Source organism: Maricaulis sp. W15 (assembly GCF_001924955.1).
In the GTDB taxonomy this organism is placed as follows: Bacteria; Pseudomonadota; Alphaproteobacteria; order Caulobacterales; family Maricaulaceae; genus Maricaulis; species Maricaulis maris.
The window spans coordinates 324,365-340,694 of sequence record NZ_LQXG01000012.1; the positions used below are offsets into that span (position 1 = coordinate 324,365).

12 protein-coding genes are annotated in these 16,330 nt (G+C 61.3%); all 12 read left to right on the plus strand.

The window, feature by feature from the left end; genetic code table 11:
* Window positions 1–155: 155 nt before the first annotated feature.
* The 12 genes from AWH62_RS06985 to frr all read left to right on the plus strand — a co-directional run bounded on the left by AWH62_RS06985 (window position 156) and on the right by frr (window position 16,330).
* Window positions 156–2,876, plus strand: a complete 2,721-nt coding sequence (locus tag AWH62_RS06985) for a TonB-dependent receptor (RefSeq protein WP_075189760.1) — start codon at window positions 156–158, stop codon at window positions 2,874–2,876.
* Window positions 2,877–2,956: 80 nt separating this feature from the next.
* Window positions 2,957–3,415 (plus strand): hypothetical protein, encoded by a 459-nt coding sequence (locus AWH62_RS06990; RefSeq protein WP_075189761.1) that lies wholly within the window; start codon window positions 2,957–2,959, stop codon window positions 3,413–3,415.
* 2 nt (window positions 3,416–3,417) lie between these two features.
* Entirely contained in the window at window positions 3,418–4,356 is a 939-nt protein-coding gene (locus AWH62_RS06995) for a sterol desaturase family protein (RefSeq protein WP_075189762.1), read from the plus strand.
* A 226-nt stretch (window positions 4,357–4,582) separates the two neighbouring features.
* On the plus strand, window positions 4,583–5,917 hold the full coding sequence (gene proS / locus AWH62_RS07000) for a proline--tRNA ligase (protein WP_075189763.1): 1,335 nt from the start codon (window positions 4,583–4,585) through the stop codon (window positions 5,915–5,917).
* On the plus strand, window positions 5,910–7,241 hold the full coding sequence (locus tag AWH62_RS07005; RefSeq protein WP_075189764.1) for a lipoprotein-releasing ABC transporter permease subunit: 1,332 nt from the start codon (window positions 5,910–5,912) through the stop codon (window positions 7,239–7,241). Before proS ends, AWH62_RS07005 begins: the two co-directional genes overlap by 8 nt.
* Window positions 7,234–7,923, plus strand: a complete 690-nt coding sequence (locus tag AWH62_RS07010; RefSeq protein ID WP_075189765.1) for an ABC transporter ATP-binding protein — start codon at window positions 7,234–7,236, stop codon at window positions 7,921–7,923. The genes AWH62_RS07005 and AWH62_RS07010 overlap by 8 nt, the downstream gene beginning before the upstream one ends.
* A gap of 300 nt (window positions 7,924–8,223) precedes the next feature.
* The gene (gene dnaE / locus AWH62_RS07015; RefSeq protein ID WP_075189766.1) at window positions 8,224–11,667 is read left to right on the plus strand and encodes a DNA polymerase III subunit alpha; all 3,444 of its coding nucleotides are present in this window, start codon (window positions 8,224–8,226) and stop codon (window positions 11,665–11,667) included.
* Window positions 11,668–12,311: 644 nt separating this feature from the next.
* Window positions 12,312–12,770, plus strand: a complete 459-nt coding sequence (locus AWH62_RS07020; protein ID WP_075189767.1) for a nuclear transport factor 2 family protein — start codon at window positions 12,312–12,314, stop codon at window positions 12,768–12,770.
* A gap of 260 nt (window positions 12,771–13,030) precedes the next feature.
* A complete protein-coding gene (gene rpsB / locus AWH62_RS07025; protein WP_075189928.1) occupies window positions 13,031–13,933 on the plus strand; it encodes a 30S ribosomal protein S2 in 903 nt (300 codons plus the stop codon).
* Between the two features lie 34 nt (window positions 13,934–13,967).
* On the plus strand, window positions 13,968–14,906 hold the full coding sequence (tsf, locus tag AWH62_RS07030; protein ID WP_075189768.1) for a translation elongation factor Ts: 939 nt from the start codon (window positions 13,968–13,970) through the stop codon (window positions 14,904–14,906).
* A gap of 49 nt (window positions 14,907–14,955) precedes the next feature.
* Complete coding sequence (pyrH, locus tag AWH62_RS07035) at window positions 14,956–15,747, plus strand: UMP kinase (protein WP_075189769.1); 792 nt, start codon at window positions 14,956–14,958, stop codon at window positions 15,745–15,747.
* 22 nt (window positions 15,748–15,769) lie between these two features.
* The gene (gene frr / locus AWH62_RS07040) at window positions 15,770–16,330 is read left to right on the plus strand and encodes a ribosome recycling factor (protein ID WP_075189770.1); all 561 of its coding nucleotides are present in this window, start codon (window positions 15,770–15,772) and stop codon (window positions 16,328–16,330) included.

Below are 16,330 nucleotides of genomic sequence, written 5' to 3' on the forward strand. Positions count from 1 at the left end.
CAAAACGCTGGGTGAGGTATCCGTGCATCAGGCCGGGCATGTTTTTTGCGCAGTCAGGATAAACCGGCTGACAGCGGTGTCGAGCGGTGTTCATATATTGGACAGATGCGCGGAATGGTTGGCTAATAAAACCGCGCCACAGGGGAGAAATTCCAATGAAACTGTTTTCCAAAGCCGTCGCGATGGGCACGACGGCTATTCTGAGCGGGCTTTTTGCGGGTAGCGCGATGGCTCAGGTCGACGTGATCACCGTGACATCCCAGAAGCGCGAGCAGACGCTTCAGGACACGCCGGTCTCGGTCGCCGTTGTGACCGGCGAGCAGATCGAGCAATCGCAGATTCGCGATGCCGCGGACCTGCAGACCCTGGTCCCGTCGCTTCGGGTTTCCGAGTTTGCGACGTCCACCAACACCGAGTTCAACCTGCGCGGCGTTGGCACGTCGAGCTTCAACCCGGGCCTCGAGCCGTCGGTCGGCGTCTTCATTGACGGCGTTTACCGTCCGCGCTCCGGCTCCGCGATCAACGACTTGATGTCGGTTGAGCGCGTCGAGGTCATCCGGGGACCGCAGTCCACGATTTTCGGCCGCAATACGCCGGCCGGTGTCGTCAGCATCATCACCCAGGCGCCGGATTTTGATTTCAACTATGCCGGCGAAGTGACGGTCGGAAATTACGGCATGCGCCAAGCGCGCGGCACCGTGACCGGCCCGCTGTCTGACAACGCAGCTTTCCGTCTGGAAGGCAATGTCCACCAGAATGACGGCTATATTGAAGTCGTTGATGGCCGCGAGGCCAATAACCGCGACCGTATGAGCATTCGCGGCCAGTTGCTGTTCAACCCGAGCGACAATACCGAAGTCCGCATCATCGCGGATTGGGGTGATATCGACGAGAATTGCTGTGCGGCACCGTTCGCCTTTTATGATCCGATCGACCTCGCGGCGCTTGTCGGCCTTGGCGGTACGGCGGTTCCGGCTGATCCCAATGGCGGCGACACGATCGCCATTGACGGTGACCTGAACACCCAGCTGACCACGCAGGGTATTTCGGCCCAGGTCGACCATGATTTCGACAGCTTCACCTTCACCTCGATCACGGCCTTCCGTAATTATGATGAGGACCAGCTGTTTGACGCCGACTTCTCTGACCTCGACCTGGTCAGCCTGCGTCACATCCAGAACCAGTATGACAGCTTCACCCAGGAATTCCGCCTGACCTCGACCGGCGACAATATGGTCGACTGGATGTTCGGCGGTTTCTATTACAACAACGAGCTGAGCTTCGATAATTCGACGCCTTATGGTGCGGATGCCCGCGCCTTCTTCGATGCGGCGTCAGCGCCGGCAGTGGCCGACCTCGTTGCTTCGTTCGGACTTCCGGCCGGTACGGGCGGCGTCTCGCTGCTTGAGATCTTCCTCGACATGAACCAGGCCGCTGGCGTTGGCGCCTTCGTGCCGCTGGCGTCAGGCAATGGCGCGCTTCCGACCACGCCGGCTGAAGGCTTTGTTGCCACCAGCCACGGCCTGATTTCGGAAAGCTATCAATACGACACCAATGCCTGGTCGGCGTTCGGCCAGATCGATTGGCATCTCACCGACCAGTTCACGGTGACGCTGGGTGGTCGCTATTCCGACGAAGACAAGGAAATGGTCACGGCCATCAACCAGCCGGGTCCGTTGTCGGCCTTCTCCTTTGTCGATCTGGCACAGGATCTGCGCCTGGTGACGCCGGGTACCTGTGATCCGGGCCTCTTCCCGGTCATTGGCGGCGATGCCTGTGCGTATCTGGTGCCGTCGATCCTGTTTGGTCAGGCTCAGGCCGAAGCCTTGGCAGGCGATCCGACCTTGTTGAATACGCTGATCGGCCTCGGCATTTCGCCGACCGCTCCGCTGCCGGCGGCATTTGCCAGTAATCCGGACCTCAATCCGCTGCTCGCTTTCACGGCCTTCCAGAACTTCCCGCCGGTCAATGCAGCCGACTTCCCGACCTCGCGTAACGACACCAACTTCTCGGGCAATATTATCCTGTCCTATGATGTGTCGGACACGTTCAACGTCTATGCGAGCTACGCGACGGGCTTCAAGCCGGGCGGTTTCAACGTCTCGACCAATGCCGCCTTCACCGGCGTTTTCGAGTTCGAGGAAGAGACCGCAGAGAGCTTTGAAGTGGGGGCCAAAGGGTCCTTTGACGGCGGTCGCTTCGTCTACGCGCTGGCCTACTTCAACCAGGAAATCACTGATTTCCAGACCAACAATTTCGTCGGCAATGGCTTCGCACTCGAGAATGCCGGTTCGATTGAAGTCTCCGGTCTTGAGTTCGAGGGGCAGTGGGCACCGACCGACAATCTGCTCGTCACCGGTGGTTTCACCTACCTGTTCGAAAGCATCTACGGCGAATATCTCTACGCGCCGTGCCCGGACAGCTTTGATTCGACCGATCCGAATTTCGCGCTTTGCGTGCCAGGTGCCGAGCGCACCAATGGTGCCGGCGTGACCGCACTCTTCAACGACCTGACCGGTCGTGACCGCGGCAATTCGGAATTCGTGGCGGCGATGACGGCGACCTACACGCACCAGGTCGGTGACAATATGGAGATGTCCTGGCGTGGCGAGATGAGCCACATCTCGGATTTCTCGCACACCACCAGCCAGGACCCGCGTCCGTTCGCAAACCAGGATGCCTTTCAGCTCTACAACGCGTCGGTGACGCTCGGTGCCGATGACGGCGCTTGGGCCTTGCAGGTGTGGGGTCGGAACATCTTTGACGAGAATTACACCAAGGGCGGTTTCCCGTCGGTTGGTTATCTCGGCACCAGCTACAACGCCTATCCGGGTGATCCGCAGACCTACGGCATCACGCTGCGTGTTCGCGGCTAGTGAACATTGTTCAAATAAGCGTATGATCGCGGGCGGGAACCAGGTGTTCCCGCCCGTTTTCATGTGCGGCGGAGCCAGTGATGGGATTGTTTTTCCTGATTGTCGGATCAGTGGTCGGCGTCAGTGTCATGGTGTTTTTCAACGCCCGGCTGGGTATCAGCACCCAGGCGAAGCTGAGCGGGTTGGACGAGGCGATCATGCGCCTCGATACGGACCGCGTCGGCTTTGAAGCCGGCGAGGGGGTGCTCGCCCCAGACGGCGAGGGCGCCCTGGTCGCCGAACGCTCCGGCGCGTGTCTTGGTCTTGTGGTGGCGCGCGGCAGCGACTTCGTGATCCGCTATCTCGGCCCCGGCAGCGTCCGTGATGTGGCCATCGACAACGACCATACGCTTCACCTGCGTCTCAATGATTTTGTCTTCGCACCGGCCCGCTTGCGCTTTGACAGCGCCGAGATCGCCGCAGACTGGGCCGAGCGGCTCACTGCCCTGCAGGCGGTCGCCGTCGAGGTCGCGCCCCTTCAGGCAGGGGCAAGGAGCTAAAGATGGACGTTCCCGCCTTTGTCCAGAACTGGAACCCGATCACGCTGGCGATTCCGTTCTTCACCCTGTCCGTTTTTGCCGAGATGCTGCATGCGCGCCTGACCGGCAAGACCCGGTTTGAAACCCGCGACACCGCGGCCAGCCTGGTCATGGGGCTGGGCAATAATGTGTCCTCGATCGTGTTCGGCATCCTGCTTGGTGGTTGGTCGGTCTTCGTCTATGAGCACCGCCTGCTGGATATCTCTTTCGCCTGGTGGGTCTGGGTGATCGCCTTCGTGCTTGATGATTTCTTGTATTACTGGTCGCACCGTTTTGCTCACACCGTGCGCTGGTTCTGGGCCGACCACATCGTCCATCACTCGTCACAGCACTACAATCTCACGACGGCCCTGCGCCAACCCTGGATCAGCCCATTGACCCTGAAATTCCTATGGCTTGGTTCGGCCATGGTCTTCCTGGGCTTTCATCCGGCCATGGTTGCTTTTGTCGGCGCGCTCAACCTGATCTACCAGTTCTGGATCCATACCGAGGCGATCAAGCGTTGCCCGGCCTGGTTCGAGGCGGTGATGAACACGCCGTCGCACCACCGCGTCCATCACGCCACCAACCCGATTTATCTCGACAAGAACTACGCTGGCATTTTCATCATCTGGGACAAGATGTTCGGCACTTTCCAGGTCGAACGCGCCGACGAACCCTGCCGCTATGGCATCGTCAAGAATCTGGGCACCTACAACCCGATCAAGATCTGTCTGCATGAATGGATGGGTATCGTGAAGGACATGGCCGGCGCCAAGTCCCTCAAACACGCAGCGATGTATCTGCTCGCCCCGCCTGGCTGGTCGCCGGACGGCTCGCGCGAGACGTCCAAGCAGCTCCTTGCCAAATGGCAGGCCCGTCAGGCCGCCCAGCCCAAGCCCGAATCCGAAGCGGCAGAGTAGCGGCGGAGAACCGCTGAGCGGGTGATAGGGGCAAGCGGTTGGCGCCTTTACCCGCTCCGGCGATTTCGGATCACGTTCCACTGTGACGATCGGCGCGTGTATTTCAGACCTGCTGCGTTTGCCATGACGGTCACGAAGTCTCTGCACCCAATCGCGCATCCCGCCTTGTATTACGACGCTCACCCGGTCTAATGGGCGTCAAACACGAACCCACCGGAATCGCCCCATGCGCCTGTCCCGCTACTTCCTGCCCGTCCTCAAGGAAACGCCCTCTGACGCCGAGATCGTGTCGCACCAGCTGATGTTGCGCGCCGGCATGATCAAGCAGCAGGCGGCGGGGATTTATGCCTGGTTGCCGCTGGGCCATCGCGTGCTGAAGAAAATCGAGCAGATCGTGCGCGAGGAACAGGACAGGGCCGGCGCCGTCGAACTCCTGATGCCGACCATCCAGTCGGCGGATCTGTGGCGCGAAAGCGGGCGTTATGAGGATTATGGCGACGAGATGCTGCGCATCACCGACCGTCATGATCGCGAGCTGCTCTTCGGGCCGACCAATGAGGAAATGATCACCGAGATTTTCCGCTCATACTGCAAGTCCTACAAGGACTTGCCGAAAATGCTTTACCACATCCAGTGGAAATTTCGTGATGAGCGCCGGCCCCGTTTCGGGGTCATGCGCGGTCGTGAATTCCTCATGAAGGACACTTATTCCTTCGATGTCGACGAAGCGGCGGCCCGGCGCTCCTACAACCGCATGTTCGTGGCCTATCTCAACACTTTCTCGCGGCTTGGCCTCAAGGCTGTGCCGATGAAGGCCGATACCGGTCCGATCGGCGGCGATCTCAGCCACGAATTCATCGTGTTGGCCGAAACCGGCGAGAGCGAGGTTTTCTGCCATGCCGATCTCGTCGAGATGGGTGCGCCGGGACTGGATGTCGATTTCGATGGCGATCTGCAGCCCTATGTCGACCAGCGCACGGCGCTCTATGCGGCGACCGACGAGATGCACGAGCCTGAGCAGTTCGCCGCCGTCCCGAAGGACCGACAGCTCTCGGCCCGCGGCATCGAGGTCGGTCATATCTTCTATTTCGGCACCAAGTATTCTGAACCGATGAAGGCGCTGGTCCAGCATCAGGATGGTCAGCCGCGTGCCGTGCATATGGGCTCTTATGGTGTTGGCGTGTCGCGACTTCTGGGCGCGATCATCGAGGCGCATCATGACGAGAAGGGGTGTATCTGGCCGGAAAGCGTTGCGCCCTTTGGTGTCGGCATCATCAATATGCGCGTCGGCGACGCCGAGTGTGATGCGGCTTGTGAAACTGCTTATGCCGCGTTGGCCAAGGCCGGGCTCGACCCGCTCTATGACGACACCGACAATCGGGCGGGCGCCAAATTCGCGACCGCCGATCTGATTGGTTTGCCCTATCAGCTGGTTGTTGGTCCGCGTGGACTGAAAGAGGGCAAGATCGAGCTCAAGGTCCGCCGCAATGGTGAGACGCATGAACTCTCGCCCGAGGATGCGGTGGCGCGGCTCTCGGACCGGGCGTTCAGCGATGACTGAGGCGGCGCGCGGGACTGGCGAGGCATTAACGGGCGGGGCGCGCCCTTTCAGCCCCTATGAATTCCTGCTCGCCTTCCGCTATCTGCGGGCCCGCCGCAAGCATGGCGGCGTTGCCCTGATCGCCTGGATTTCCTTCGGTGGGATTGCGCTCGCCGTCACCGGCCTGATCGCTGTCATGTCGATCATGAATGGTTTCCGGGCTGAACTTTTCAGCCAGCTTCTCGGTTTCCAGCCGCATGTCTATGTCGATACACGTGAAATTCCATCTGACGATATAGATCGCCTGCTTGCGGAAATCGAAGCGATGACCGGCGTCAAAAGCGCCGACCCGGTGGTGACCGGTCAGGTCCTGGCCTCGTCCGAGCGTTACGAATCCGTGCTTCAGGTGCTCGCGGTGCGGCCGTCCGATCTCGCCCGGATGGATGTGATCCAGTCCGGCGATGATCCCCGCAGTCTGACCGGCATCCAGTATGGCGATCTCGAGACCTTTGGTGACGGGCATAATGGCGGCGATGGCATCGTCATCGGGACCGGCGTGGCCCAGCGACTTGGCGTGACGATCGGTGACCGGGTCACTTTCACGGCCGCCCGCGCCGCACCGACCGCCTTCGGCATCCGGCCGCAGCAAAAAGCCTATTATGTCGAGGCGATCATCGCGGCCGGTGTCTCCACCATCGACAATAATCTCGCCTACATGCCGCTGGATCAGGGTCAGCTCTATTTCAACCGTGGGGACGTGGTCGACACGATCCAGATCCGTCTCGACATTCCGGAAATGGCACCGCAATTTGTCGCCCCGATCCGCGCCCTCGCAGGTCCGAATGCGCTGGTCTATGACTATACAAGGCTTGATCCGGCCTTCTTCAACGCCTTGCAATTCGAGCGCACGGCGATGCGACTGATCCTGTCCATCGTGGTGGCGATCGCGGCCATGAACATCATTTCCGGCTTGGTCATGCTGGTGAAGAACAAGTCGCGCGATATCGCCATACTGCGTACGATGGGCGCGACCCGAGCCTCGGTGATGCGGGTTTTCCTGATTGTGGGCGCCAGCATCGGCATGGCCGGTACGCTGGCCGGCCTGTTGCTGGGCATACTCTTCGTGACCTTTATCGGTCCGATCCAGGACTTCATCACCTGGACAACCGGGGCCCAGGTCTGGGATCCGAACGTCTATTATCTCTACCGCATCCCGGCCAAGATGGATTGGGGCGAGGTGGCCTTCATCTCGATCTTCGGGCTGGCCGTTTCCCTGCTGGTGACTTTGCCGCCGGCCTGGCGGGCGGCGCGTCTCGATCCGGTGGAGGCGCTGCGTTATGAGTGATTTCGTTCTCGAACTCGACGCGATCGACCGCACCTATGTCACCGAGGCCGGGGAATTGCCGGTGCTGCGCGGCGCCAGTCTCAGCCTGTCGCCCGGCGAGATTGTCGGCCTGGTCGGTCCGTCCGGATCTGGCAAGTCGTCTCTTTTGCACGCGGCCGGCCTGCTCGAACGCCCCAATGCCGGCGATGTGCGGGTGAGGGGGCGGGCAACACGTGAGCTGTCGGATCGTGATCGCACCGCGATCCGGCGTCGCGAAATCGGCTTTGTCTACCAGTTTCACCACCTCCTGCCCGAGTTTGATGCGCTGGAGAATATCGTCCTGCCGCAATTGATCGGCGGCGTTCCGGCGCGCAAGGCGCGCGAACGGGCGGAGTTGCTGCTGACCCAGCTGGGTCTAGGCGACCGGATCCTGCACCAGCCCTCGCAATTGTCCGGCGGCGAACAGCAGCGGGTTGCGATTGCCCGCGCCCTGGCCAATCGCCCGCACGTGCTGCTGGCCGACGAGCCAACCGGCAATCTCGATCCAACAACGTCCGAGAAGGTGTTCGACGCTTTCCGGGAGACGGTGAAGGCAGAGGGCGCCGCGGCCCTGGTCGCGACCCATAATCACGAGCTGGCCGGTCGCATGGATCGCATTCTCACCTTCGCCGACGGGCATCTCACGCCGTATGTCGCCGACTGAGGTCTGATAGCTTCAAAACCACACTGAAACAAAAGTGGAACATTTCGCTTGACGGCGCGTCTTTGCCGAAATAGAACAAAGGCAGAACAAGCGTTTTGGGGAGAGTGTCATGCGCCGGGTTGTTCAAGATGTTTCCGCCGCCACCGCCGTTTTGGGTTTTGCCTGGATGATCGCGATGTGGGGATCGGTTCTCGGCGCGGCCTGAACCGGTTAAACTGATTGATCTGACTCGGTGGCGCCGACGGCGTCAGGTCCGGGCAGGGCGGGATCAGTTTTCAGGCCGGATGTCAGGAGAGCCCCATGGGCGCGCAATATCCATTTGTGCATTTGCGGGTGCGCTCGCCCTATTCGGTCCTGGAAGGCGCCATTCGCATGCCGAAAATGGTCGAGGTCTGCCAGACCCATGGCATGCCGGCCATCGCGCTGACTGACACGAACAACCTGTTCGGAGCGCTGGAATTTTCCGAAGTCCTGTCGGGCGCCGGTGTGCAGCCGATTGTCGGCTGCACACTCAAGGTCCGGCTCAGTGACCCGCATCCCGGCGAACGCGCGGAGCCTGATGGCACGCTGGTACTGCTGGCCCAGGATGAGGTCGGCTATGGCAATCTCATGGCGCTCTCCAGCGCGGCCTATCTGGATGTGGACGGGTCGGAAGAACCGCATGTGCCGATGGCACTGGTCCTGGAACACGCCGCCGGGCTGATCTGTCTGACGGGGGGGCCTGATGGTGTGCTGAACCGGCTGGTCACTAGCGGACGTCAGCCCGAGGCTGGCGGGTTTCTCGGCCAGTTGGAAGCCGCCTTCGGTGACCGCCTCTATGTCGAATTGCAACGCCACGGGCTGGCACCGGAACTGGAAGCGGAAGACTGGCTGGTCGAGACGGCCTATGCACGGGATCTGCCGCTGGTGGCGACCAATGAGGCGTATTTTCCCGACGCCTCAATGCACAAGGCACATGACGCGCTGTTGTGCATCTCGGAGAGCTCCTTCGTCTCGGTTGCCGATCGGCGCCGGGTCACGGCCGATCACTACCTGACCACGCCGCAGGAAATGAATGAGCGCTTCGCTGACCTGCCGGAAGCGCTGAACAATACGGTTGAGATCGCCCGCCGCTGCGCTTTCCGGGTGCGCACCCACGCGCCCATCCTGCCGAGTTTTCCGACAGTGGGCGGCCGTGACGAGGGCGAGGAATTGGTTGCCCGTGCCCATGAAGGCCTCGCCGAGCGTCTCGCCAGCATTAATCCGGCGGCACCGGAAACTGAATATCGCGAACGCTTGGATTTCGAACTCGGCATTATCCGCCAGATGGGCTTTCCGGGCTATTTTCTGATCGTTTCGGACTTCATCCAGTGGGCCAAGAACAATGATATTCCCGTCGGGCCGGGGCGGGGGTCAGGCGCCGGTTCACTGGTCGCCTACGCACTGACCATCACCGATCTCGATCCGCTTCGTTTCGGCCTTCTGTTCGAACGCTTCCTCAATCCGGAACGGGTCTCGATGCCCGACTTCGACGTCGATTTCTGCCAGGAGCGGCGCGGCGAGGTGATCCGCTATGTCCAGGAACAATACGGCCATGACCGGGTCGCCCAGATCATCACCTTCGGGACCTTGCAGGCCCGAGCTGTGGTACGCGATACTGGCCGGGTCCTCCAGCTTCCGCTCGGCCTCGTCGACCGTCTCGCCAAGATGGTGCCGGCCAATCCCGCCAATCCGGTCACGCTGGCCCAGGCGCTGGATATCGAACCACGGTTGCGCGAAATGCGCCGCGATGACGACTCGGTCGATAGCCTGCTGACTGTGGCGCTGAAGCTGGAAGGGCTTTACCGCAACGCCTCGACCCACGCCGCCGGCGTGGTCATTGGCGATCGCAAACTGTCTGAGCTTGTCCCGCTCTATCGCGATCCGCGTTCCGATATTCCCGCGACCCAGTTCAACATGAAATGGGTCGAGCCGGCCGGACTCGTGAAATTCGACTTTCTCGGTCTCAAGACCCTGACCGTCATCGCCCGGGCGCTGGGCTATATCGCCTCGGCAGGCAAGGATGTGCCGGATATCGAGGGCATTGATTTCGACGACCAGGCGACCTTCGACCTGTTGCAGTCGGGTCATGCGATCGGCGTGTTCCAGCTGGAATCGTCGGGCATGCGCGATACGCTCAAGAAGATGAAGCCGGATGCGATCGAGGACCTGATCGCCCTGATCTCGCTGTATCGACCGGGCCCGATGAAGAATATTGACGTCTATGTCGATCGCAAATTCGGCCGGGCCGAGGTCGATAATCTCCACCCCGATCTCGAAGGCGTGCTGTCGGAAACCTATGGCGTCATCATCTATCAGGAACAGGTGATGCAAATCGCCCAGATCCTGTCGGGTTACTCGCTCGGTGAAGCCGACCTTCTGCGTCGGGCCATGGGCAAGAAGAAGAAGGAGGAGATGGACAAGCAGAAAGTCCGTTTCCTCGAGGGCGCCGAGAAAAACGACGTCAGCCGCGAGAAGGCCTCCTATATTTTCGAACTGGTGGCCGAGTTTGCCGGCTACGGATTCAACAAATCGCACGCCGCCGCCTATGCCGCCATCGCCTACCGGACCGGCTATCTGAAAGCCAATTATCCGGTCGAATTCATGGCCGCCCTGATGTCGCTGGACGCGGCCAATACTGACAAGCTGGCCGCTTTCTTCCAGGAAATCCGGCGCATGAAGATCGAGGTGCGGCCGCCCGACGTGAATGCCTCGCAAGCGGATTTTTCGGTCGAGGAGGGCGCGATCCGCTTTGCCCTTGGCGCGATCCGGAATGTCGGGTTTGTCGCCATGGAACACATCGTCGCCGAGCGTGAGGCTAATGGGCCGTTCTGCGATCTCTATGATTTTGCCGAACGCATTGATCCGCGCCAGGTCAACAAGCGCACCTTTGAAAACCTCGCCAAGGCCGGTGCCTTCGACTCGCTCGATCCTGACCGGGCGCGTGTCATGGCGTCCGCCGAGACGCTGATCTCGATGGCGCAGCACGCCGCCGAGCAACGCGAAAGCGCCCAGGCCAGCCTGTTTGGCGGTGGCGGTGAGGAAGCGCTTCTGGAACGGCCGCGCCTGCCAGAACCCGACCCCTGGACGGCGACCGAACGTCTGGATGCGGAATTGTCCGCCATCGGCTTTTACCTGTCCGGCCACCCGCTCGACGATCTGGCCGAGCATCTGGCCGGACGCGGCGTGGTCTTTTTCGCTGAAGCGCCGGGCCGCGTGGCAGACGGAGCCACCGCCCTGCGCCTGGCCGGCATGGTCCGGCGCCGCCAGGAGCGGGTCTCCAACAAAAACGGTGAGCGCTTCGCCTGGACGACTCTGTCGGATCCGACCGGGGAATTCGAGATCTTCGTCAATTCCGAGCTGTTGCGGACCTCACGCGAAATTCTCGATAGCGGCCAGGCTGTTCTGGTCAATTGTCGGGTCGATGAGCGCGATGAGCAGATATCCTTCTTCGCCGACCGGATCGAACCACTCGACACCAAGGTATCGGCCGAGCGTTTGCGGATACGTCTTGATGTGGCTGAGGCCCTGGCGGGCGTGCATGCCCGGCTGGAGCGGGCCAATGGTCGCAAAGATGCGTCCCATGACGCCGTGATCGACCTGTTGATGCCGCTGCGCGATGGCGGCGAAATCGAGCTGCGCCTGCCCGGTCGCCACAGCGCCGACGCCGCCCTTCAGGCGGCGCTCAAGGGCGTGAAGGGTGTGGCCTCGGTGGAGACGGTGTAATGCCCGGGTGGTGGGTGATGGTCGAAGTGTCCGCCCTTGATGTGCGATCCGCGGCGAGTGGAAAAACTCTCCGCGGATATACAACCTCCGGCCTCATACTGGCTCGTGATCTGACTGAATTGGAAAGTAAAGCAATCCAGTTCGCGGCGCAGCACTATAAATGCAATGATCTCGCCGGACTGGATCGAGCCCGGGCACCCGTGTTTCGCCTGATTGAAAGGCGTCCGTGTCGCGCGTTGAATTGGTGGTCAAGCCGTCTGCGCCAGCGTCACGCTTTGCGTCGGGGCGGCAGCTGGTGGAGCGATGACGAAGATGGTGATCCCGGTACCCAACCCCGAGCACCGGACTAGTCATCCGCACGGGCATCCCAGCGCTGCGTTTGCGGCGGTCTCGTGTGCTTGCCAACCTGTCTTTGCTCGCCGAGAGCTGGCCAACAAACGCCCCGACGCGGCACTGCAGGCTGCCCTGAAGGGTGTGGCCTCGGTCGAGACGGTGTGATCCAGCGGCATCCGCGTTCAGAGCCGGCATCCCGTTGTCGGCAAGGGGCTGTGCCAGGCAAGATCGAGCACCCGTGCCGGATCTGCAGGCTTGCGTGAGATCAACGCGCTGGCAATAGTCTCGCGATCCAAAAGGGGGATGAATCGATGATGCGATATTTGACTGCCGGATTGCTGGCTCTGTCTGCCAGCTCGCAGGTGATGGCCCAGGAGACGCCCGACGCGCTGCTGCAGGCCTTCATTGCCGCAATCGAGGCGGAAGACTCGCAGGCCTTGGCCGGCCTTTATGTTGAAGATGCCGACAGTTACACGCCCAGCGCCAATCATGCCCGCGGCCGCGCTGCGATCGCGGCTGACTGGCAGGGCTTTTTTGATGCCTTCGACAATATCGAGCTCGAGATCGACGCGCATGGCTCGGCCCATTCCGGCACGACCCATGCCGCCTGGGGTCTCTGGACCCTGTCCCAAACGCCCGCCGGCGGCGGCGAGTCCTTCGTGCTGACAGGACGTTTCATGGATGTCCAAACCCAAATTGATGGGCGCTGGTATTATGTCGCGGACCATTCCTCGGCATCGCCGGTTGCGGTTGCGATGGACCCCGACTGAGCCCAGTTTGTGGCGTCGGGGGATGGCTTCAGGGGCAGCCCCGGCGCCAATGGTGAGCCTGTCAGCGGCGTGGCCGCTGCGGCGCAAGCCAGCACTGCTTTTCCGGCGGCCTCACGCGCTTGCCAAGGCGACCTTGCGAGCCTATAAGCCGCGCCATTACGCACACGGGGCTACGTCCGGTCTTTGGCCTGACGCTCCGGTGTCGCCTGCAGGTGCAGGTGGCTCCGCTCCGTGGAGGCCAACCGGAAAAGGAAAACACGATGGCTCTCCCTGATTTCAGCATGCGTCAGCTGCTTGAAGCTGGTTGTCACTTTGGACACCAGACCCACCGCTGGAACCCGAAGATGAAGGATTTCATTTTTGGTGAGCGGTCCAACATTCACATTATCGACCTGTCCCAGACCGTCCCGCTGCTGCACCAGGCCCTGGTGAAAGTGCGCGAAACGGCGGCCAAGGGTGGCCGGGTCCTGTTCGTCGGCACCAAGCGCCAGGCTTCCGAGCCGCTGGCCCTGGCTGCCGGTCGCTGCGCCCAATACTATATGAACCAGCGCTGGCTCGGCGGTACGTTGACCAATTGGCGCACGATTTCCAACTCGATCGCCCGTCTGCGCGAGCTGGAAAGCATGTTTGAAGGTGAGGGCGGCCTGGCCGGTCTGACCAAGAAAGAACAGCTGATGCTGACCCGTGAGCGCGAAAAGCTTGATCGCTCGCTCGGTGGTATCAAGGACATGGGCGGCACGCCGGACCTGATGTTCGTGATCGACACGAACAAGGAAGGCATCGCCATCCAGGAAGCCAAGAAGCTGGGCATTCCGGTCATCGCCGTGGTCGATACCAATTGCGATCCGGACCTGATCGACTTCCCGATCCCGGGTAATGACGACGCCAGCCGTGCGATCTCGCTTTACTGCGACCTGATCGCCGACGCTGTTCTTGACGGCATGAGCGACAGCCAGATGGCGATGGGCATGGATCTCGGCGAAGCCGAAGCACCGGTCGAGACCCTGATCGAAGCCGAAGCGGCTCCGGTTGATGAGGCTCCGGCCCAGGAAGCACCCGCGAAGGAAGCTGCAGCAGAAGAGGCCCCGGCCGCGGACGCCGCACCGGAAGCTGATGCGGCCGCCACGGACACGTCATCCGAATCTGACAAGACCGAAGCGTAACGTTTCGATCCAAAGCGAAATCCAGGAGAAACCGATGGCTGCCATTACCGCTGCTCTCGTGAAGGAACTGCGCGAAAAAACCGGCGTAGGCATGATGGACTGCAAGAAGGCGCTGAGTGAAAACGACGGCGACTTCGAAGCCGCCGTTGATTGGCTGCGCAAGAAAGGCCTGTCCAAGGCTGCCAAAAAGGCTGATCGCGTTGCTGCCGAAGGTCTCGTCGCCGTTGCCACCGATGGTGGCAAGGGTGCCGTGGTCGAAGTGAACTCGGAAACCGATTTCGTGGCCCGGAATGAAAAATTCCAGGCCACAGTCAAGGAAATCGCCTCGCTCGCCATTGGCGGATCGGGCGATGTTGCCGAGATCAAGGCCTCTTCGCTGGCCTCCGGTTCCACGGTCGAAGATCATCTCACCAACCTGATCGCCACGATCGGTGAGAACATGGCCCTGCGCCGTGCCGCCGTCGTGACCGCTGAACCGGGTGTCGTTGCGTCCTACGTCCACAATCCGGCTGTTGCCGACATGGGTGCCATCGGCGTGCTCGTTGGCCTGAAATCGGATGGTGACAAGGACAAGCTGGCCGAGCTCGGCCGCAAGATCGCCATGCACGTCGCCGCCGGTTCGCCGGCCGTCGCCGTCTCGGTTGATGTTGACGGTGTCGATAGCGCGATCGCCGACAAGGAACGCGAAGTCTTTGCCGACCAGGCCCGCCAGTCTGGCAAGCCGGAAGCCATCGTCGAAAAGATGGTCGAAGGCCGCATGCGCAAATTCTATGAGGAAGTCGTGCTGTTGAAGCAGGCTTTCGTGATGGATCCGGATTCGACGATCGAACAGGTCCTCGAAGCCGCAGCCAAGGATGTTGGCGCACCGGTCACCATTTCGGGCTTCGTCCGCATGGCGCTGGGTGAAGGCGTCGAGAAGGGTCCGGAAGAGGATTTTGCAGCCGAAGTCGCTGCGGCCTCCGGCCAGTCCTGATCCTCGTTGACAACAAGCGGCGGCGCTTTTCAGCGCCGCCGCTTTCTATATGCTGCACGCCGTGACTGATTCCTCTGCATCCGGGCCGGCTGATGGCCAGGCGGGCGCGCCGAAATTCCGGCGCGTACTGCTGAAAGTTTCTGGTGAAGCCCTGATGGGTTCCCAGAGTTACGGTATCGATATCGATACGGCTGACCGGATTGCGCGCGAAGTCGCTGCGGCCGTCACGCGCGGCACAGAAATGTGCCTCGTGATCGGTGGTGGCAATATCTTCCGCGGCCTGTCCGGCGCCGCCAAGGGCATGGACCGGGCCGCTGCCGACTATATGGGCATGCTGGCTACCGTCATGAACGCGCTGGCGATGCAGACCGCGCTCGAGCGGATCGGCGTCCAGACGCGGGTGCAGTCGGCCATTCCCATGACCACGGTGTGCGAACCCTATATTCGCCGTCGCGCCACCCGGCACATGGAAAAGGGCCGCGTCGTGATCTTTGCGGCCGGCACCGGCAATCCCTTCTTCACCACCGATACTGCTGCCGCACTACGCGCTGCCGAGATGGGGTGCGATGCGCTGTTGAAGGGCACACAGGTCGATGGCGTTTACTCCGACGATCCACGCACCAATCCGGATGCCGAACGCTATGACCAGCTTGATTATCTCGACGTGCTGACCCGTGACCTTCGGGTCATGGATGCCTCGGCGGTGACGTTGATGCGCGAAAATGCGATACCGATTGTCGTGTTTGACATTCACAAGACGAATGGTCTTGCACGGGTGCTGGCCGGGGAGGGCCTGTGCACCATGATCGGCAAGATGAAGACCGACGTGTCAGCCGGCTGAACCAGGAAAGAGCAAGAACACCATGAGTGACGAGTATGACGAGAATGATCTGAAGCGGCGCATGGACGGGGCCATCGAGGCCCTGCGCAAGGAATTCGCAGGTCTGCGGACCGGTCGCGCCAGTGCCGGTCTGCTCGATCCGATCAAGGTTGAAGCCTATGGTGCCCTGACGCCGATCAACCAGCTCGGCAATATCTCGGTTCCCGAGCCGCGCATGATCACGCTGCAGGTCTGGGACAAGTCCATGGTTGGCGCTGTCGACAAGGCAATCCGCAATTCCGGCATCGGTCTCAATCCGGTCATGGAAGGCCAGTTGCTGCGTATTCCGATCCCGCCGCTCAATGAAGAGCGTCGCGCCGAGATCGCCAAGCTGGCCGGCAGCTATGCCGAACATGCCCGTGTCGCGGTGCGCAATGTACGGCGTGACGGCATGGACGCGCTGAAGAAGATGGAGAAGGATGGCGACTTGTCCGAGGACGAGCAGAAGGCCTTCTCCGAAGACGTCCAGAAGCTCACCAATGAGGCGATCAAGCGCATTGATGAGAGTCTGAAGGGCAAGCAAGACGAGATCATGCAGGTCTAA